Source organism: Mycobacterium marinum (assembly GCF_003391395.1).
GTDB lineage: Bacteria > Actinomycetota > Actinomycetes > Mycobacteriales > Mycobacteriaceae > Mycobacterium > Mycobacterium marinum.
Genome location: NZ_CP024190.1, coordinates 3499562 through 3519126 on the forward strand (window position 1 = coordinate 3499562; position 19565 = coordinate 3519126).

15 protein-coding genes and 3 pseudogenes are annotated in these 19565 nt (G+C 65.5%); 8 read left to right on the forward strand and 10 right to left on the reverse strand.

What is annotated here, in order from left to right; translation table 11 throughout:
• Nucleotides 1-29: 29 nt before the first annotated feature.
• The 3 genes from CCUG20998_RS14730 to bla all read right to left on the reverse strand — a co-directional run bounded on the left by CCUG20998_RS14730 (nucleotide 30) and on the right by bla (nucleotide 4741).
• Nucleotides 30-3026: an MMPL/RND family transporter gene (locus CCUG20998_RS14730; protein WP_020729277.1), complete on the reverse strand. Its 2997-nt coding sequence runs from the start codon at nucleotides 3024-3026 to the stop codon at nucleotides 30-32.
• Complete coding sequence (locus tag CCUG20998_RS14735) at nucleotides 3023-3454, reverse strand: MmpS family transport accessory protein (RefSeq protein ID WP_020729278.1); 432 nt, start codon at nucleotides 3452-3454, stop codon at nucleotides 3023-3025. Before CCUG20998_RS14735 ends, CCUG20998_RS14730 begins: the two co-directional genes overlap by 4 nt.
• A gap of 351 nt (nucleotides 3455-3805) precedes the next feature.
• Nucleotides 3806-4741 carry a class A beta-lactamase gene (gene bla / locus CCUG20998_RS14740; protein ID WP_036455713.1) on the reverse strand — a complete coding sequence of 312 codons (936 nt, stop codon included), beginning with the start codon at nucleotides 4739-4741 and terminating at the stop codon, nucleotides 3806-3808.
• 135 nt (nucleotides 4742-4876) lie between these two features.
• Between bla and sigC the strand changes: the two genes are divergently transcribed.
• Nucleotides 4877-5431, forward strand: a complete 555-nt coding sequence (gene sigC / locus CCUG20998_RS14745) for an RNA polymerase sigma factor SigC (RefSeq protein ID WP_020729280.1) — start codon at nucleotides 4877-4879, stop codon at nucleotides 5429-5431.
• A gap of 5 nt (nucleotides 5432-5436) precedes the next feature.
• Here sigC and CCUG20998_RS14750 read toward each other — a convergent pair whose 3' ends face one another.
• The 4 genes from CCUG20998_RS14750 to CCUG20998_RS14765 are packed head-to-tail and all read right to left on the reverse strand — an operon-like array spanning nucleotide 5437 to nucleotide 8826.
• Nucleotides 5437-6165, reverse strand: a complete 729-nt coding sequence (locus tag CCUG20998_RS14750) for a cobalt-precorrin-6A reductase (RefSeq protein ID WP_036455714.1) — start codon at nucleotides 6163-6165, stop codon at nucleotides 5437-5439.
• Entirely contained in the window at nucleotides 6162-6911 is a 750-nt protein-coding gene (gene cobM / locus CCUG20998_RS14755; RefSeq protein WP_020729282.1) for a precorrin-4 C(11)-methyltransferase, read from the reverse strand. The genes CCUG20998_RS14750 and cobM overlap by 4 nt, the downstream gene beginning before the upstream one ends.
• Entirely contained in the window at nucleotides 6908-8080 is a 1173-nt protein-coding gene (gene cbiE / locus CCUG20998_RS14760; RefSeq protein WP_020729283.1) for a precorrin-6y C5,15-methyltransferase (decarboxylating) subunit CbiE, read from the reverse strand. The genes cobM and cbiE overlap by 4 nt, the downstream gene beginning before the upstream one ends.
• Entirely contained in the window at nucleotides 8077-8826 is a 750-nt protein-coding gene (locus CCUG20998_RS14765; RefSeq protein ID WP_020729284.1) for a decaprenylphospho-beta-D-erythro-pentofuranosid-2-ulose 2-reductase, read from the reverse strand. Before CCUG20998_RS14765 ends, cbiE begins: the two co-directional genes overlap by 4 nt.
• A 35-nt stretch (nucleotides 8827-8861) precedes the next feature.
• On the opposite strand from CCUG20998_RS14765, the gene CCUG20998_RS14770 reads away from it, so the two are divergent.
• The 3 genes and pseudogenes from CCUG20998_RS14770 (at nucleotide 8862) to CCUG20998_RS28505 (ending at nucleotide 9787) form a co-directional block, all read left to right on the forward strand.
• Nucleotides 8862-9272, forward strand: a complete 411-nt coding sequence (locus CCUG20998_RS14770; RefSeq protein ID WP_012394745.1) for a F420-dependent biliverdin reductase — start codon at nucleotides 8862-8864, stop codon at nucleotides 9270-9272.
• 201 nt (nucleotides 9273-9473) lie between these two features.
• Nucleotides 9474-9605: pseudogene (locus tag CCUG20998_RS29405) on the forward strand (PPE domain-containing protein); the annotation flags it as partial.
• A 23-nt stretch (nucleotides 9606-9628) separates the two neighbouring features.
• On the forward strand, nucleotides 9629-9787 hold the full coding sequence (locus tag CCUG20998_RS28505) for a hypothetical protein (protein ID WP_231389720.1): 159 nt from the start codon (nucleotides 9629-9631) through the stop codon (nucleotides 9785-9787).
• A 23-nt stretch (nucleotides 9788-9810) separates the two neighbouring features.
• On the opposite strand, the gene CCUG20998_RS14780 is transcribed toward CCUG20998_RS28505, so the two are convergent.
• From CCUG20998_RS14780 to CCUG20998_RS14790, 3 genes are all read right to left on the reverse strand, one after another.
• Nucleotides 9811-11280, reverse strand: a complete 1470-nt coding sequence (locus tag CCUG20998_RS14780) for a phosphoinositide-specific phospholipase C-related protein (RefSeq protein WP_036455715.1) — start codon at nucleotides 11278-11280, stop codon at nucleotides 9811-9813.
• 350 nt (nucleotides 11281-11630) lie between these two features.
• Nucleotides 11631-12467 (reverse strand): hypothetical protein, encoded by an 837-nt coding sequence (locus CCUG20998_RS14785; RefSeq protein WP_231389688.1) that lies wholly within the window; start codon nucleotides 12465-12467, stop codon nucleotides 11631-11633.
• On the reverse strand, nucleotides 12467-14809 hold the full coding sequence (locus tag CCUG20998_RS14790) for a putative alpha/beta hydrolase (RefSeq protein ID WP_020729288.1): 2343 nt from the start codon (nucleotides 14807-14809) through the stop codon (nucleotides 12467-12469). The genes CCUG20998_RS14785 and CCUG20998_RS14790 overlap by 1 nt, the downstream gene beginning before the upstream one ends.
• A gap of 569 nt (nucleotides 14810-15378) precedes the next feature.
• On the opposite strand from CCUG20998_RS14790, the pseudogene CCUG20998_RS14795 reads away from it, so the two are divergent.
• The 4 genes and pseudogenes from CCUG20998_RS14795 to CCUG20998_RS29280 all read left to right on the forward strand — a co-directional run.
• Nucleotides 15379-15684 (forward strand): annotated as a pseudogene (locus CCUG20998_RS14795) (integrase core domain-containing protein); the annotation flags it as partial.
• Between the two features lie 513 nt (nucleotides 15685-16197).
• Nucleotides 16198-16476, forward strand: coding sequence for a hypothetical protein (locus CCUG20998_RS29170; RefSeq protein ID WP_321572214.1), 279 nt, complete (start codon nucleotides 16198-16200; stop codon nucleotides 16474-16476).
• Nucleotides 16466-18628, forward strand: a complete 2163-nt coding sequence (locus CCUG20998_RS27660) for a DUF5631 domain-containing protein (RefSeq protein WP_020729291.1) — start codon at nucleotides 16466-16468, stop codon at nucleotides 18626-18628. The genes CCUG20998_RS29170 and CCUG20998_RS27660 overlap by 11 nt, the downstream gene beginning before the upstream one ends.
• A 176-nt stretch (nucleotides 18629-18804) precedes the next feature.
• A pseudogene (locus CCUG20998_RS29280) lies at nucleotides 18805-18909 on the forward strand (hypothetical protein); the annotation flags it as partial.
• Between the last annotated feature and the right edge of the window lie 656 nt (nucleotides 18910-19565).

Sequence of the window (19565 nt, forward strand, 5' to 3'; positions counted from 1 at the left end):
GGCGCTGGCTCCTTCGGTTGTCGGGCCAGCTAACGAGCGCTCCCGTCAGCACCGCCCGTCTCCGGCGCCGGTGCAGCTGCTGGGACAGTGGCCGGATCGCCGTTAGAACGTTCAGGCGAACCACCGTATCCAGCCGGCTGGGAAGTCGCCACATCTGTGGGCTCGCCCAGCAGCAGGGAACGAACCAGCCGGCGCGGCCCGAAGGGGCGCAGCATGTAGCTGGCCGGGCGCGGCCGCACTCGCAGCGGCCACCAGAACCAGCGTCCGAGCAGCGCGGCCACCGATGGAGTCATCAGCGAGCGCACGATCAGGGTGTCGAACAACAGGCCGAGACCAATCGTGCTGCCGGCCTGGCCAATCGAGCGCAGGTCGCTGGCAACCATGGACAACATGGTGAAGGCGAACACCAGTCCAGCCGCGGTCACCACCCCGCCCGTTTCGCCCATCGAACGAATGATGCCGGTCTTCAGTCCTGCGCCTATCTCTTCCTGGAAGCGCGAAACGAGCAGCAGGTTGTAGTCGGATCCGACCGCCAACAGAATGATCACCCCGAACACCGGCGCGATCCAGTTCAAGTCCAGGCCCAGGATGTGCTGCCAGACCAACACGGACAGCCCGAATGCGGCGCCCAACGACAGCAACACCGTTCCGACGATCACCAATGAAGCCACCAAGGCCCGGGTGATGATCACCATGACCACGAAGATCAACGTCAGCGCCGCGATTCCCACGATCAGGATGTCGTACTTGGAACCGGTTTGGATGTCGTTGTAGATCGCCGCTGTCCCGGTGAGATAGAACTTGGCGTCGGCCAGCGGCGTCCCCTTCACCGCTTGGCGCGCGGCATTGAGTTCCGGCTTGACCGCCGCGATACCTTTCGGAGTTGCCGGGTCGGAGTCGTGGGTGATGATGAAGCGCGCGGCCTTACCGTCCGATGACAAGAACAGTTTCAGACCCCGCTGGAAGTCAGGGTTGTCGAACGCTTCCGGCGGCAGATAGAAGTAGTCGTCGGCCTTGGAAGCGTCAAACGCCTGGCCCATCGCGCTAGCGGTGTCGGTCATCCGCGACATCTGTGTGACAAGCCCCGAGAAGCTGCTGTGCAGGGTGAGCAGCGTGCCTCGCATGGAGGTTGCCACCGCGATCATCGACGGGAACTCGGCCTGCATCCGGGGCAGGATCGAGTCGACGTCGTTCATGTCGCCGATCAGCGCGTCCATGTTCTCGCTGAACTTGTCGACGCCGTCGATGGCGTCGAAGACCGATCGCGACGCCCAACAGACCGGGATGTTGAAGCAGTGCTGTTCCCAGTACAGGTAGCCGCGGAACGGTCGCGCGAAATCATCGAAATCGGCCAGATGATCCCGCATTTCGTTGAGCGTGACCCGCATTTCGCCCATGTCGCCGACCATCCGGTGCGTCGTGCCGCTCATCTGACCCAGCAGACCCTGCATGCGCTGCATCGAGGCGATCATGGCGCCCAGGTCGTCGCTCATCTTGAGCATGTCGGCCGTGCGCTCTTTCATGAACTTCAGATTCTGTTGTATCGGCAGCGCTTGCATGCTGACCTGGAACGGAATCGACGAGTGCTCGATGGGGCTGCCCAGGGGCCTGGTGATGCTTTGCACCCGCGCGATACCCGGTGCCCGGAACACCTCCTTGGCGATCCGGTCCAGCAGAATCATGTCCGCCGAATTACGCATGTCATGATCGCCCTCGATCATCAGGATGTCGGGATTCAGTCTCGCCGCACTGAAATGCTGCTCCGCGGCGACGTACCCAACGTTGGACGGCAAGTTACGCGGGATGTAGTAGCGATCGTTGTAGCTGATCTTCATGCCCGGCACGACCATCATCCCGACCAGGGCAATCAGCAGTGACGCCACGAAGACCGGCCCAGGCCAGCGGACGGTCGCGGTACCGATGCGCCGCCAGCCGCGGACCTTGATCATCCGTCGCGGATCGAGCAGGCCGAACCGGGTGGCCACCGCGACGATGGCCGGCGCCGCCGTCAGCGCACCGGCAATGACAACCAACAACCCCAACGCAGAGGGGATGCCCAGTGCCTTGAAGTAGGACAGCCGCGCCAAGTGCAGACAGAATGTTGCGCCGGCGATCGTCAGCCCCGAGCCCAAGATCACGTGATAGGTGCCGCGGAACATCGAATAGTAGGCCGTCTCGCGATCTTCACCGGCCTGGCGTGCCTCTTGGTAACGGCCGATGAGAAATATCGCGTAGTCGGTGCCCGCCGCGATTGCCAGCGATGACAACATGGCCACGACGAACGTCGAGAACCCCAGCAAATGGTGGTGCCCGAGCAGTGCGATGACTCCCCTCGCGGTGCCCATCTCGAAACCGACCATCGCCAACACCAGCAGCACCGTGCTGACCGAGCGATAGACGATGAACAGCATGATCATGATGACCACGCCGGTCACGCCCATCATCTTGAACATGCTCTTGTCGGCGGCCTCGTTCATGTCCGTGGTCAAAGCCGCCGGACCGGTGATGTAGACCCGCATTCCGTCAGGTGGCGGTGACCGGTCCACGATGGCGCGCACCGCGTCGACAGACTCGTTGCCCAGGGTGCTGCCTTGGTTTCCCGCGATGTTCAGTTGCACGTAGGCGGCTTTGCCGTCGCCACTTTGAACACCCGCGGCCGTGATTCGGTCCGCCCACAGGTTGTGGACGTGCTGGACGTGTTCGGTGTCGGCCTCCAGCTTTTGCACCAGGCCGTCGTAATAGCGGTGTGCGGCGTCGCCGAGTTCCTTGTCGCTCTCGAGGACGATCATCACGATGCTGTCCGAGTCAGACTCGTGGAACGTCTTGCCGATGCGCTTGGCGGCGATCATCGCGGGCGCATCTTGCGGCGACATCGTCACCGCGTTATCCCTTGCGACAAACTCGATTTGCGGCACGAAGACATTGACCGCGATGGTCAGCAACAGCCAGATCAGGATGATCGGTATCGCGAACGCGCGCACCATCCGCATGAATCGGGGGCGGTCGTTGCCGCTCTTGCCGCTCATGCTGCTTTCACCAAGCAGAAGGTCTGGGCGTGGTGTCCCTGCGCGGATTGCTCGTCCTTGACGTCACCGTTGACGGTGATGCGACAACCAATGCTGTCGCTGTTGCCCTGCGCCACGATGTTGGCGATGATCGCCGGGATTGTCGTCGTGATCGTGCGGGTCCAGGGCAGGGTGCTGAAATCCGCTTCCTCGGGCTCGGCGTTCTTGTTCAGATAACTCACGCTGCCGGCCGTACCACTTGGCCCAAAAACCTCGTAGGTCACTTGTTTTGGGTTGAACGGCACGATGGTCTCCACGCTGCTGCCGGCCGACGAGAAGATCTCGTCGGAGCCGAACACACCCCGAAGACGATCGACCGCTGTGCCCCCGATGGCGACCGCGATAACAACAACGATCGGCACCCACGCCCGCTTCAGAAAGGTGAACACTTACGTTTCCCTTCGCTCATGGCCCCTAGCCACCGAATTAGTCTGGCTCGCCCGCTGTCGCGTGGAATAGGGCCATTTGCCCCTGCGAGCGGTGGTCATCAGGCCCAAAGAACGCCCCGCCCTGACCACGTCAACACCACTTTCAGCGCCCCACGCATGCCCGCACGACACGGGACGATCAGTTGCTGACATGCGCCAACTCACCCGTCCCCTCCTTCGCTCACGACATCCGTCCGACGACCATTTATACCATACCCCGTAGGGTATATCTGAAGGCCGGCGGAGCGAACCAAGACGATGCCAATACATGCGGCTAGCGCACGCCGCCGGCCAATTCAGGCAAATACAGGCTCAGGCAGACCACTGTGCGAGAACGTCGGCCACGCACTTGGCCGCGTCGGCTACCAGCGGATCACACCAGGGGGCCTCGGGGCCGCCGCCGACTCGATCGGTCATGATCGCCACCACGTAGGGCGTGCCACCCGGTGACCACACCACCGCGACGTCATTGGCCCGTCCGTATTCGCCCGAGCCGGTCTTGTCGATCACCCGCCAGTCAGCCGGGAATCCGGCCCTGATCCGCTTGGCACCGGTGGTGCTGCGCCCCAACCAGTCGATCAGCTTGTCGCGCTTCTCGGGGGGCAACGCGTCACCGAGAACCACCTGTTGATAGTCCATAGCGATCGCATGGGGGGTGGTGGTGTCGCGCACGTCTCCGGGCGGATTGCGGTTCAGCTCTGGTTCCATCTGATCAAGCCGGCTTACCGAGTCACCCAGGCTCCGCAGGTACTCGTTGAAGGCCGCGATACCGCCGATGTCCTGGAACAACAGATTGGCCGCGGTGCCGTCGCTGTAGCGAATCGTCGCATCGCACAGCCCGCCGATGCTCATCCCGGTTTCCAGATGCTGCTCGGTGATCGGCGACGTCGACCGGATATCGGCACTGTTGTAGGTGATCACCGTGTCGAGATGGGCAATCGGATACCGGTGCAGGACCGCGGCACCGAGCAACCCCTTGAACGTGGAGCAGAAGGCGAATCGTTCATCGCCGCGATGCTCGACCGCCGCCGTCGCGCCGGTTCCCGGCACGTACACCCCCAGTCGTGCCTCGTACTTCTGCTCGAGTTCAGCAAAGCGGCTTTCGAGGTCCGGGCTGGGCACCGCCATCGTCGAGGCCATGTGTTGATCACTGGCCGCTTTGGCGCATGCCGAAAGCGGGAGCAACGCAGCCATCGCCGCTAGCAACTGACGCCGGTTTACCGCCGACCGCGGGTTTGAGGGACGCATATCGCGAACGAGTGTGCCACGATCCCGGTTTCAGCGTGTCGCTTCCCCGGCGCTGCGGCGTGGGGCGGCCCCGCCGCGGCGCTCTACGACGGCCGGTCGTAGGGCGCTGCACCTGCCCGGCTAAGGTATTTGCCCATGACCACGTCACCGGACGACGAGGCCGTCACAGCATTGGCTCTGGCGGCCGCGGATGGTGACGCGCGCGCATTCGAAGCATTCATCAAAGCCACCCAGCACGACGTGTGGCGTTTTGTGGCCTACCTGTCGGACGCGGGCAGCGCCGACGATCTGACCCAGGAGACCTTCCTGCGCGCCATCGGCGCCATCCGGCGGTTCGGCGGGCGGTCCAGCGCTCGAACCTGGCTACTGGCGATCGCACGGCGGGTGGTGGCCGATCACATCCGCCACCTGCAAGCACGGCCCCGCGCCGCACACGGGGTGGACCCCGAGCTGCTCCTTGACCGTGGACGGCGCGCTCGCGGCTTCGAAGACCTGGTGGAAGTGACCACGATGATCGCCCAGCTGACCTCCGATCAGCGGGAGGCGCTGCTGTTGACCCAGCTGCTGGGCCTGTCCTACACCGACGCCGCCGCCGTGTGCGGCTGCCCGGTGGGGACCATCCGGTCCCGTGTCGCCCGGGCGCGCGACGCGCTGCTCGCCGACAACGAGCGCGACGATCTAACCGGCTGACGTAGCTAGCGCAGGCGCGCGACCCAAGCGGCGGCCTCCTCGACCGTGCCGACACTGCTCACGCCCGCCGGTAGCCGCGGTCGCGCCACCATCACCACCGGGACATCGAGTGCGGCAGCGGCGTCCAGTTTGGCGCGGGTCATGGCGCCGCCGCTGTTCTTGGTGACCAGTGCGTCGATCCGGTGTTCACGCAGCAGCCTCACCTCGTCGTCGTAGTGGTATGGCCCCCGGGAGAGCACCAGCTGGTGACGACGCGGCAACGAGGCGCCGTCAGGCGCGGTGACCGCGCGAATCAGAAACCATGCGTCGCTGTCGATGAAGGCCGCCGTGCCGGATCGGCCGGTGGTCAGAAATATCCGCGAGAACCGTTGTTGTGCTACCGATTCCGCCGCTTCGACGTCGGATCTCACCACCAGGGCCGCCCCGGGATCCCACGGTGGGCGAGCCAAGACGATGTGGGGTAAAGCCAGTTCGGCACAGACTTGGGCGGCGTGGGCGGTCATGGTCGCCGCGAACGGATGGGTGGCGTCCACCACGGCGTCGATGCGCTCGTCAACGAGCCAGCGTCGCAGCCCGTCGACACCGCCGAACCCGCCGATGCGCACCGGGCCAACCGGCAGCGCGGGGTCGGGCACCCGCCCGGCCAGCGAGCTGACCAGGTCGACCCGCGGATGTAGCCGGGCGGCCAGAGCGCGCCCCTCGCTGGTGCCGCCGAGCAGCAATAGCCGCGTCAATGCGCCCCCCGGCGGGCCACCGAGTACAGGTAGCTGTCGGTGAAGCCGTCGGCCGCCAGCACGTCGCCCACGACGATGACCGCGGTCTTGGTGATGTTGGCGTTGTGCATCTGTGCGGCGATGTCGGACAGCGTGCCGCGCAGCACGGCCTGTTGCGGCCAACTGGCGAAAGCGACTACCGCGGCGGGTGTTTCGGGTCGGTAGCCTCCGGCCAGCAGTTGCGGGACGATGGCATCGATCTGCGCGGCGGCCAGGTGTAGCACCAGCGTGGCGCCGGGCTTGGCCAGGGCAGCCAGGTCCTCCCCCGGCGGCATCGGGGTGGACAGGGTGGAAATCCTGGTCAACGTGACGGTCTGCGACACCCCGGGCACGGTGAACTCCCGCTTGAGTGCGGCCGCGGCAGCGGCGAACGCCGGTACGCCCGGAACGATTTCGTAGCCGATGCCCAGCGCGTCGAGTCGGCGGCACTGCTCGGCCAGCGCGCTGTACAGCGACGGGTCACCCGAGTGCAGCCGGGCCACGTCGTGGCCGGCGGCGTGAGCGGCGGCGAGTTCGGTGATGATCTGCTCGAGGGTGAGCGGACCGGTGTCGACGACTTTCGCCTCAACCGGACAGTAAGCGAGTAGGTCATCGGGCATGATCGAGCCTGCGTACAGGCACACCGGGCAGCTTTGGAGCAGCCGCTGACCACGCAGCGTGATCAGATCCGCCGCCCCCGGCCCGGCGCCGATGAAATAGACCGTCATCGCTTGGTCACCGCCCATTGGGTGACCGGCATCTGCGGGCGCCAGCCGGTGAAGCCGCCCAGCGGCTCGCCCTGATAGTGCTGGAACCGTCGCAGCTGGCCGCCGAGGCGCGAGTGCGCGTGCACCAACGCGGCTTCCGACTCCGCGGTGACCACGTTGGCGACCAGGCGCCCGCCCGTGGGCAGGTGGCCCAGGCAACTGTCGAGCAAACCGGGCTGGGTCAGGCCACCGCCGAGGAAGATCGCCGATGGTTCGGCGGTGCCCTCGAACGCCAGCGGCGCTTCGCCGCGCGCATCGATGCTAACCCCGAAGGACACCGCGTTGGATTCGATGTTGGCCCGGCGCCGCTCGTCACGCTCGAAAGCCACCGCGGTGCAGCCCGGCCAGCTGCGGCACCACTGGACGGCGATGCTGCCCGAGCCCGAGCCGACGTCCCATAGTCGCTCACCCGGCCGCGGCGCCAGGGCCGCCACGGTCAGCGCGCGGATGCCGTGTTTGGTGATCTGGCCGTCGTGAGCGAAGGCGTCGTCGGGCGGCGCCAGTACCCGCGCCTCGGGCAGATAGCGGATGGCGATGACGTTGAGGTCGTCAACGTCGACGGGGGCGTCGGCGGCCCACTTTCCGGCGGTGCCGTGGCGGTGCCGCTCGGCCGGACCGCCGAGCTGTTCGAGCACGCTGAATTCGGAGTCGCCACGGCCGTGCGCGTGCAGGAGCGCCGCCAGCTGCGAGGGCGTGGTCTTGCTGTTGGACAAGACGATCGCCTGCCCGCCGCGGCGTAGCGCGGTGTGCGGCGGCGCGGTGACCAGGCTGATCACCTCGGTGTCATGCACGTTCCAGCCCATCCGGGCGCACGCGAGCGTCACCGCGGAAACGTGCGGCACGACCCTGACGTGTTCGGAGCCGAACAGCCGGATGAGGGTGCCGCCGATGCCGTGCATCAGTGGATCGCCGCTAGCGACAACGTGGATGTCGGGTCCATCGGCGGGCAGTTGTTGCAGCGCCGGCAGCATCGGCGAAGGCCACTCACGACGGCTGGCGGTGACCGTCTCATCGAGCAGGTCAAGCTGCCGTTTGGAGCCGTAAATTATTGTGGCTCTTTGCAGTTCGCAGCGCGACGCATCGGATAGCCCGGGCATGCCGTCGGCGCCGATACCGACCACGACGATCATCGCGGCATCTTTCGCCACACGAATTGCGGCAGTAGCCGCAGCACGAAGAACATCGGTCGCAGCGCCCACGGAATCCAGACGGTGCGCCGGCCTTTGGCCAGCGCCCGCGTGGTGGCGGCGGCCACCTGGTCCGGGGTGCTCGATAGGGGTGCGGGGGCCATACCCTCGGTCATCCGCCCGATGACGAAACCGGGCCGCACGATCAGCAACCGCACCCCGGTGCCGTGCAGCGCGTCGGCCAATCCGCTGGCGAAGCCGTCCAGGCCGGCCTTGGCCGATCCGTAGACATAGTTAGCGCGACGTACCCGCGCCCCGGCCACCGAGGAGAACACCACCAGCGCCCCGCGCCCGGCGGACCGCATCGCCGCCGCCAGGTGGGTGAGCAGACTGATCTGAGCGACGTAATCGGTGTGCACAATGGCGATGGCATGCTCGGCGTCGCGCTCCGCACGCGCCTGATCACCCAGAATCCCGAAAGCCAGCACCGCGGTACCGATCGGCCCGTGATCGGCGACGATCGAGGCAACCAACGGGCCGTGGCCGGCCACGTCGTCGGCGTCGAACTCGCGGGTGTGCACCGCCGCCGCACCGGCGGTCTTCAGGGCGGCGACCTGCACGTCAAGCCGGTCGGCGCCCCGCGCCGCCAGTATCACCGTCGCCCCCGGAGCCAGCCGGCGCGCGAGTTCACTGCCGATCTCGCTGCGACCGCCGAAAATTACCACCGGACCTGCGCTCGTGTCGTCCACGGCTGCGATTATCACCTGCGCTAGCGTGGGTAGCGATGGCCAAGACGACTACCCGGCTTACCAATGACGCGCTGGCGTTTCTCTCCGAGCGCCATTTGGCCATGTTGACCACGCTACGGGCCGACAACTCACCTCACGTGGTGGCGGTGGGGTTCACCTTCGATCCCCACACCCACATCGCACGCGTCATCACCACCGGTGGTTCCCAGAAGGCGGTCAACGCTGACCGGGGCGGGATCGCTGTGCTCAGCCAGGTAGATGGTGCGCGGTGGCTGTCACTGGAAGGCAATGCCCTGGTGAACAACGACCTCGACGCTGTGCGTGACGCGGAATTGCGTTACGCACAGCGCTATCGCACCCCCCGGCCCAACCCGCGACGGGTGGTCATCGAAGTCGAGATCCAGCGGGTGCTGGGGTCCTCGTCGCTGCTTGACCGCGGCGACTAGCCCACTCCCCCGTCGACGTCGTCATGACGCGGGGGTCACTCAGAAACCACCGGCGGCTGTCAGACGCAGTTCGTGAGCGGATCAGCCCGGATTTCGGAAACCAAGTTTCTGCCCCTGCGGCAAATGGGCTTTCGTGATCGCCGAATTGGCGACTCGCATCGGTGTGCACGGGGGAAGGCTTCACTGGGAATGAATTACGTTATGCGGGCGCCTGAGATCAATTCATTGTTGATCTATTCCGGCGCGGGTTCGGGACCGATGTTGCAGGCGTCGGCGGCCTGGGCTGGGTTGTCCGATGAATTGGGCGCGGCGGCGCAGTCTTTCCGCTCATCGATCGCGAACCTGGCATCGGAGGCGTGGCGGGGTCCGGCGTCGGCGCTGGCGGCGGCGGTTCCAACGTCGGCTTCTTCAACTCGGGTAGCGGTGGCTACATCTCCGGTTTCATGAACTCCGGCAAGTACGATTCCGGCGCCATCAACACCCGCACGGGGCAATCGGGATTCTTTGGCCGTTAGGGCCGCTGACCACCCTGCGCGCGTCAGGTTCCCGGCGAGAGGGTGTATTGCACCCACGCACCCCCGACCGAGCTGGACACGGCGTGCAACCGGGCGTTCTGATCACCGGATCGGGGCAGTGCAAAATCGGCCCCAGCGGCGGTGCAGGCCAACGGAGCACCCGCGAACGTGACGGCCGTCGAGGTCACCGCCCATGTTCCCGCCGCGGTCACGCAGGCCGCGGGGTGCGGGTCGGTACACGGCGCCGACACCCAACGTCCGTCCCGGTCCTGCAAGGTGCACTCGCCGGCGCCGGCGCGAGGTTCATCTGGTGCCCAACTCCACAGCGACGCCTGGATCCGTCCGTCCTCTGGCAGCAGCTGGTCGAAGCCAAACAGATTGACGCCGCAGTCGGTCATGGCTTTGGCTTTCGCCGGTGCGAGTGCTTCCGGATCCGTCGGCGGCCGGGTCGGTTTGACCAGGGCGGAGACCAAAGTGGAGTCCTCGTAGTAGCGGACCAGTCTGGAGGCATAGGTGCCCGCGCCGTAGGTGGCGTCGCAAGCCGGGTAGGCCCGGTAGCCGGAGGTGGAGCCCTTCTCCACCTCGACACCGTCCCAGTTGAACACATCCGACGCCCACCCGGATGCACACGAGCCGACCACCACAACCTGCGCACCAGATGCGCGAACGTCATTGCGCGACAGGTTAAGCGGCAGCCGCACGCAGCCGTCTGCGGCGCGCTGGGCCGGGTTGGGTCGGTAGATGAGGCTGCTGCCGTCCGGACGACGCAAGACACCCTCAAGGGTGCCAACCGCCGAGGCGTACGCGCGCGCGTCCTTCAACTCGTCTTCGAGGTAGAGCAGGATGACCTGATCGGAATGTGCCGGCGTGCCGAGCCAGTTGGCGATTTCGGGTAGCACGTTGCCAAAGGCCGGTTCGGTGGTGCAGCCCAGGTTGGCCTTGTCCGGTCCGAGCCCGTGACACACCGTCACCCCACGTCCGCCGACGAGGTCGAGCCGCCGGATGTAGTGCAGGTCCAACTCCAGCGCACGGACGTCGATGTCGAGCTGCTGCGCCAGCGACAGCTGTTGGTTCGAGTCGGCATGCGAGGGCGTGAAAGACTCGCTGAGGCTGTTGAACGAGTTGTGGGTGCCCAGCCACTGGGCCTGCCGTAGCGGCAACGCGTCCTGCAGCGCGTACTGGAACTGCGCCACGCGGTGGACCCAAGATTGCAGGTAGACGTCCCGTGCGGCCTGAGTTACCTTGTGCGCCAATGGCAGAACACAGTGCGCGTCGGCTATGCCGACCCGGCGGCATTCGGCGCCGAACGCATCGGTGGCCTTGCCGAGCGCAACACACGGGACCGCGATGGGGCTGATGGCGTCGCACGGCGCGGTTGGCGAGGGCGGAGCCACCACCCCGGAGGTATCGGCGGCCACCGGCGGGATGGTCGTCAACATCACCCCGAACACGCCGATGACGACGGCGCCCTTCATCCATCGGCTGCCGGGCATGCGCTACCTTGACACGCCAGCGCGCCGACATCGAGAGATGTTGTCGAAGTGTTGCAAGGACGGTTGGAAGGTGTAAGCGGAGTTCTGAGCCGACCTCGGTAGTCCCGGAACTGTCTTCTCCGCCTTGGGCGCCACCGTCCCGTCGTCTCAGCTCAGTGGCCCTACCTCAACCGAACCGGACTCATCGGTGCACACGCACGCCACCACAGCGGGCCAAGCGGTCACGTCGATACCGGGTTCAGCCGTCCACACCAGGGTGAAATCGTCCAGCGCCGCAGGCCAGCCCGCGGCGGCGCCGCAGGCGTACTCGTCGAACCTTCACCCCAAAAACGCTGCGAGGCTTGCCTTTCTCATGCATTCGCGCTCACTGACGGCCAGCCAGGAGACGCCGGTAGGGTCGGAAACAACGACCGATCATATTCCTCGCCGGACACAAAGTCGGGGTGCGGGGGCGCCTTCGCGAGACAGGTGTCTTGGTCTTCGATAACATGCGGCCAGTCCGACCCTACTCCAGATCGAGCGAACCACCCGCCCTGGTGGCTGGTGATCCTCCAACCGGCGAAAACATCGACCGACGGCGCGCGCGCCGGCCCCTGCTGGGCGGGCAGCGGCAGAACAGGCTTGGCCGGAGCCGTCATGGTGATCCGCAAGCTTTCGATACCCTTGTACGGGTCCGGCCCAACAGCACGCGGTGCGTACCTTCGGCCAAAGCGACCTTCGCTGGCGGCGCCGAACGTGTATTCGCAGACTATTACCGTGATGTCGCGACCGGACGCCGTCACCGACAGAATGTGTTCGCGCTGGGTGCCCACCCACGGGCGCTGCGGGTAGTACTTCCTGGGCCACAGATACTGTGTGCCGATCGGATCATCGATGGATTTGTTGGGATCAACCGACTGCCTAAAACCCGGATACAGATACTTGTCATCGTTCATGATTGAGGCCAGCACAAACGACTCGGTGTAGGCGCGAACCACCACCGCCGGCCACGCGGTCACGTCGATACCGGGTTCGGCCGTCCACACCATGGTGAAATCATCCAGCGCCGCAGGCCAGCCCGCCGGTGGCGCCGCAGACGTACTGGCCGAACCCTCACCCGAGCGCCCACCCGAACCGCATCCGCCGACCAACAGCACAGCAACCGCCAAAAATGCTGCGAGGCTTCGCAACTCGGATCGGATTCGCATCACTTCCTGCCCTGATCGGGGTGCGGGACACCGACGATATCGTCGTAGCGGCTGACCAACGCCGTATCCGGGGACAAGCTCTCGCTGGGTGGCCTGGGTTCGAGCGACTGCGACAAAGCGGGACCAATGACGTTGCTGTATTGACCGGGGGTAACGCCTTGCGGCTCAAGTTCTTCCAGCGTCGCGATGCGCCCGTTGGGGTGGTCGTCGTCGTAGACGATGTAACCGGGCGGCAACCCGGTGACGGTATGTCCCGTTCCGAGCATGGCGTTGAGGATCTCCTGGTCGGCCATGCCCAAAGACATGGGCTGTATCGGATTTTCGGTCGGCGGGGTCGGCGCTGGCCCGAGGATGCCATTTTCCAGGTTCTGGCCCAGGACGCCGATGGTAGGACCAGCGATGCGGCCGACCCCGGGGACAAAGCCACCAGCTGCGGTGAGACCTTGTAAGCCCGTTTCATACGCCGATTTCTTGGACTGGTATTCCGAGACACCCTGGTGATAGCCATTGTCCTCGTTGGCTTGAAAGGCGTTGTGTGTGCCGACGTCGACCAGCGCCCGCAACGTTGCGGCGTCGTACAGATGCTGGTTGTAACCCGAATGCGTGGGATCAGCGGCAAAGGCGCCCTCGTGAAGCACAGCCTGCGCGTATGCCTGCCCGTTGAAGTACTGGGCGGCCTCGTTGTCGCTGCTCAGCACCGAGAAGACACCCTTGGCCACCGGTAGCGCACCAGACAGGGTTTCACTGTCGAGCGGTTTCCCGAATCCGGGTAATCCCCCAGATGTCTCGGCGATGTTGTTGACGTAGGGCCCCAGCCCGTGGGCCATGTCGCGGACCAAATTCGGGTTCACTTGGCCAAGGGTGTGGTTCCCCGGAAGATGCAGCAACTCCTGCTGGTTGCGGCCGATGTATGAACTGTAGGCGTGGGCGGTGTCGGCGGCGATCCCTTCCTCCGGCCCTTGCACCACCGCCGGATCTCCGGTCCACGAAAACAGCGACCCAACACCTTGGCCGTTGTCTTTCCAGTAATGGTGGGTGATGTTTTTCAGGAACTTGTCGTGGTCGGCGCCGGTGATGGTGTCATGCACCACCTGGTGATCCGGCGAGACCGCCGAGAGGACATTGGAGACCGCCGGGTCCAAAGCGGGATCGCGTTCGACGTCTTGGCCCTGGCTGGCAGGGTCGGCATGCCAGATCGGCGTGTCCATCATGACCAATGCCTTGTGAATCATTGCGCGATCCAACTCGGTATTCGTCTGAAAGCCCCTGTCCCCGTCCTTGACGACACCGGCGATGTCGTTCATTTGATGTGTGAAGAGCACTCCCGGCGAATTCAACGCCTGCTGGACACTTTCAGGCAATTGCGTAACACCACCTTTTACCGTGTCGGAACCCTGCTTGGCCCCGACGGTCAGCGGAGTCTTGGGGAAGCTGATATTCGGGTTGCTCATCAGCTGCCAAGAATCGGCGATCATGGCCCTTTGTGCGCCCAGGCGCTGCTCTGTGGCCGTGAGCGCCCCAACGGACATGCCGTGTTCTTGAGCTTGCAACTGGCTCAACACCGAGGCCTGCTCGGCGGTCAACGGAACCTTGCCCGCCAACTGATCGGGGGTGATAGAACCCAGTACAGCATTGACTCGTCCAGCCGCACCTTGGTCACCAGCGAGTGCATCATGGACGTCTTGTTCAGCTTGTTCAGCCGACTCAGGCTCGTGATTGTCGGCGCCCCAAATCCGAGCGGGGTCCAACCCGTCGACAGCCAGACTTTTCTCCGCGGTTCTCAGGAAATTTGAATACCCGTCGCGGATCGAATTCAGCTCAGCCAGGGCAGCCTGGGTGTCGCGAATCGCGTCGTCTTCGCACGCGTGCATGAAAGCATCCAGTGCTGCCTTGTCCTCAGCGGTGAGCTGGTGGTTTCTCTCAAGCATCACTGCCTGGCCGATCTCATCATCGAGTTGCCGCAGCTGACCCTCGAGTCCAGCGATCTTCCCACTCGAGGATCGCTGCACCTCGGCCAAGGCGGCGGCGATGTTTTCCAGATCCACCCCGATCTTGGGTAATTCCAGAGACTGGGCGCCCAGCGACTGGGCAACTCTCTGCACCTCAGCGGAGTCGTTGATCGGGTGCTCGCCGTTCTGCCGATTCCAGGCTTCCTCGAAGCGGCGCCGGGCCTGATCAAACGCGGCGTCCGCCTCCGCGGTGCACCGGCCGGCAGCATGAAACGCCGCCCCCAGGTCCGAAATCTGCGCCGGGCGACCCGCTTGAAGGCTTTGATCTATCGCCCACGGATCACCACCGGCTTCGGCGATCAGCAGAGGGATGCCTATGTAGCGAAGCTGCACTGCACCCTCCGGGGTTTTGGGTCATCCATATCGGCGAAAACGTACCGGCTCCTGCCTCGTGGCGCCGCTGATGACGACTCTTCGGCAGCCACCCGGGCCACCGGCGGTGGACATCTTACGGAGTCGACGCCGGAGGGAGCCACGCGCGAATTCTGCCTTACGGCATGAGTTGTCGCCATTCACTCGACGCTCCTGCACTCCGGAGAAGGGACTGCGGAAGCATCGGCCCCCTCGCGCACTCCTGGAGGTGTGGCAACCACATCTGTCATCGACATCGACGCAGCCCAACAGCCACGAGAGTGCGCATAGGCCGCGACAGGAATGGCCTCACCCAGGTCACGGCCACCACCCGCTACCCGAACGGCGGGCCCCACCTCGCTCCGAGACATGGCCGGAAGGTGCCCTGTCGGCCGTTGCCGTCTTACTCGGCGTCCCTCTGGATTCACCGTCAGCGGAGCAACGCGCGGAATTCTCACGTGCGGCGCTAGAACCGGTATTCCCCCCGGTCTCAAACGGCGGCAAAAGGGGCGCCACGGCCGCGTTGCCAGCACAATCAACCGATCCACGGGGGTAGCCACCATCGCAGCAATACATTCGTCCACGCTCTGGCCCGCCACGACATGGTCGGCGGGGGCGGCGCCATGGGTCGCGTCCAGGCCGCCGGCGACAACGCCGCTATGGAGTCGTTTTTCAGCCTCCTGCGAAAGAACGTGCTCGGTCGCCGCCGCTGGGAAACCCGCGAGCACCTGCGCATCGCGATCGCTACCTGGACCGAAACGCACCTACCACCGCCGCCGTCGGCAAGTCGCTCTTGGCCGGTTGCCCCCGTCAGATTCGAAGCAATCATGATCAGCCGCGCCACCCAGGCCGCGTAACCGAAGCTGCCGCCTATCAGTGCGGCAGACCCACCCGCCGATATCTCCACACGGGCGAGTGAGTTGCCCCATGCGCGTATCCAATCCACGATTGGACCGCAAGATCAGCGCCAGCGACGGGAGGCTCATATCATGGCTGACGACATGTCAGCTCGATTCTGGCTACCACCACCGCCGACGCATCCTCGCGAAGGTCATCAACGACGACCCATGCTCCACTCACGGCAGCACATTTACGGCAACGAATAGCCTTGTGGCGTGACTACTAACCCCCCACCCGCCGCGCAATGGGTACCGAACTATCCCCCCCAGCCGGTAGCAAGCCCGCGCACGTGGCCACTCGTCGCCCTGGCCATCATCGCCATAGTGGGTGTTGTGCTCGGGGCCGCAGCACTAGTTGTGGCACTCACGCGCCCAGGGAACGCAGGATCCGCCCCCCCTAACACGAACCCATCACCGTTTACCCCGGCGGAAACCGCTTCCGCGCACCGGAAGTTGTGTGACATTTATGGATTGGCCGCTCGTCAAGTCCAGATAGAAACCAATGGCGACAACCCAGCGCTTGCATCTGCCGCCGGCGTCAACGCGGCTGTGATGCTGGAACAAGCGGTAAGTCAAGCTCCGGCGCTCGCGCCGGGCGACCGTGATGCCGCCCTTGCTCTGGCCGAGGCGTACACGAGCACCAATGCCATGGGCAGCTACTTGCAGTTCAACGATCCTGCGCTTCAAGCAGCGATTAGTGACGTCAACGTCAAAGATGCGCGCATGAAGGCGTTGTGCAGTGGGGGCTGACCTCCCGCCCGGCAGATGGTCAGCATGGCTGGTGGGTGCTTGGTGGCCCGCGCCACCAGTAGCTCCCGCGAACGGTGTTACTCATTGGCGCCAGGCGGGGGAACACAAGGACAACGAGGCGCGCGACCTACAAAACGAACGATCGCGGTTAGCCGTAAATCGCGGACGCACCGCCGACGATTTGACGGGCCGCTACTGGCGAGGCGAACAACGCCTTGTCACGATCAGCGACCAGTGCAAGGTCAAGAGTCGGCAGAGTGATCGCGTCGCCGATGCAGTTGCGAATTTGCGTGACCGATTAACCGACATCGCTCATTCGGGCAATGAGGATATCGATCGCATTCTGTCCGGCATTAGACCGATCGAAGCAAAAGTTGCGGCAGTGAATGCCGTCATCGCTCAGAGCAACGCAGATGCCGCCAGCGCGGGGGCAACCGCAATATCCAACATCATCGACGCAACTCAGAGCGTGCTTGACGCAACGATCGGCGGCAGCGCGCGAACATGGCTGCAAGCGCACGATGTGAATCTCGATGAGCCGCCGCCGTCCCGGCCGTTCTCTGCCGAAAACGTCAAACTTCCCTCGCCGCCTGCGTTCGCATACGGCGGCCCCCGGACGCCGGGGGCCACATCGGGTACCGATACGCCAGTTGACCCACCACCAGCGCTCGCATACGGCGGTCCGTTGACACCATCAGGCACATCCGGAGGGGATACACCATCCGGCTCACTGCCAGCGTCACCATACGGGGGGCCCCAGGGGCTACAAAATCCCTTTCCACCGGGCAACACCCCACCACCACTAGCACCACCGCCCCTCCAGCCCGGTGCCCCCGCGGTCGGCGTCGGAGGCCCATCAATCCCCGGCGTCTCGACACCTGCGGCGTCTGCTCCCCCTTTATCGCCACAGTCCCTGGCACAGTCTTTTACAAATGGAATGTCGACGGGCGCCCCGGCGGCAGCCGGTGCGAACTCCATATCTGCCGGCGCAATGACCGCGGCCACCGAGCCCCCGCCCCCGACGACCGCTCCCCCGGCGGCGCCGCTCATACCCCCCTCGACCGTCCCAGCCACTGGTGCGGGTTTCACCCATGTTCCAGACGCAGGCCTTGGTGCGGCCCCCACAAGCCCTCCGCCCGTGGCACCACCGACCAGCGACATGACCGGCGGCGTGACGACCGTAGCCCCGATGATGGCCGGCGGCCCGGTCACTGGATCGGTAGCACCGGCGGTCGGGGCGCCCGCGGGGCCGCTGCCCGCCTACGGCTCTGATCTGCGTCCACCGACCGTTGCGCCGCCAGCCGTCCCTTCAGCACCGACCGGCCCAGTGTCAGGCGCGCCGGTGGCCTCACTCTCATCGTCGCCGTCCGCCGGTGGGTCGATGGTGTCACCGGTCGCAAAATCCGCCGCCCACGATGCCGCCCAGGCTCAAACGACGAGCGGGCCGACGTCGATGGCCGGCGCGACTGCCGCTGCCGCCACCGGGGCGGTGACTGGCGACTCAGCGAAACGATCTGCCGAGCAGCAACGCTTGCGTCGCATCGTCGATGCGGTAGCCCGTCAAGAACCGGGACTATCGTGGGCCGCCGGACTACGCGACGACGGACGAACCACGCTGCTGGTCACCGACCTTGCTGGCGGTTGGATTCCACCCCATGTTCGGCTGCCCTCGCACGTGACCCTGTTGGAACCGGCCACGCGGCGCAGTGATATCGGCGCGGTCGACTTGCTGGGTGCGGTCACCATCTCGGCAGTGCACCAACCGCACGGCTACATTGGCGAGCCGGGAAGAGACGCGCCGAAACTGGCCGGGGACCGCGCGGCGCGGATCGCTCCCGAGATCGACGAGCTCGGGCCAACGCTGGCCGAGCACGTGCGTCGCCGCGACGGCTTGCCCCGGGTTGCGCAGGTGGTGGCGGTGGCCGCCGCACGCAATTACGGGGTGCCGGACAACGAGGCGGAGTTGCTGCGCGACAGGGCCAGCGACATTCACCGTTCGGTTCTGGCGGCATACCCGCACCATGATTTGGCCGAGGCCACCGATTGGATGCTGCTGGCAGCCATTGACGCCCTGATCGACGGCAACCGCACGGGAGCGAACTATCACCTAGCCTGGGCAATGGCGGCGATGTCAATGAGGAGACCCACATGACCATCAACTCCGTTCCGGAAAGCTATGGCCACGCGACAGGCATGCCGGCGCCGATACCGCTGGCACCCGGACCTGTCCACCCTGGCGGAACGTCACCGGTTGATGCTGCGATGGCGGGATTTGGCATGGCCACCAACGCCGATCTGGGACCCGTAAACGGCGAGATCGCCGCCGATGATGCCGATCGTCGAGCCCACGCGGCCGATGCCGCGGCGAAGTTCCCGGCGAATGAGGCCGATGCCGCCCAACAGTTCCAAGGCGTGGGCGCCGACGGAATGGCCCAAATGATCCCGCAGATGGCATCGGGCATCGGCGGTGCGCTCAGCGGTGCGCTCGGCGGTGTGCTCGGCCCGCTGACGCAAGTACCCCAGCAGGCGCTGCAGGCCGGGCAGGGCGCGCTGCAGCCGCTGATGGGCGCGCTTCAGCAATCCGCCGGCGTTGAGGGCTTGGAGGCCGCGGACGGGGCCAGGCTGGTCGACAGTCTTGAAAGCGAACCCGGTCTTGGCGGCGGCGGAGCTGGTGAGCTCGGCACAGGCGGCGGTGGCGGTGGCGGTGGCACCATCCCGACGGGCTATCTGGGCCCGCCGCCGGTGCCGACGTCATCGCCGCCCACTACTCCTGCCGGGGCGCCGACCAAGCCCGCATCGACGATGTCCACGGGTGGCACACCGTCGAGCTCCACACCGATGGGGGCGACCGGCATGCCCATGATGCCGCCGGGCGCAATGGGTGCCGGCGGCACCGGGGGCAGCAAGGAAAAGCCGGCCGAAAAGCGGGTGACCGCCCCGGGCGTGCCCAATGGCCAGCCGGTCAAAGGCCGCTTGACGGTTCCGCCGAGCGTCCCGGTCAAATCCGTCGACGGCAAACCACCCGTGGTCACCCGATCGACGCGGCGAATCCTGCTCCCTGATCGCAACGAAATCGGACGCAATATCTC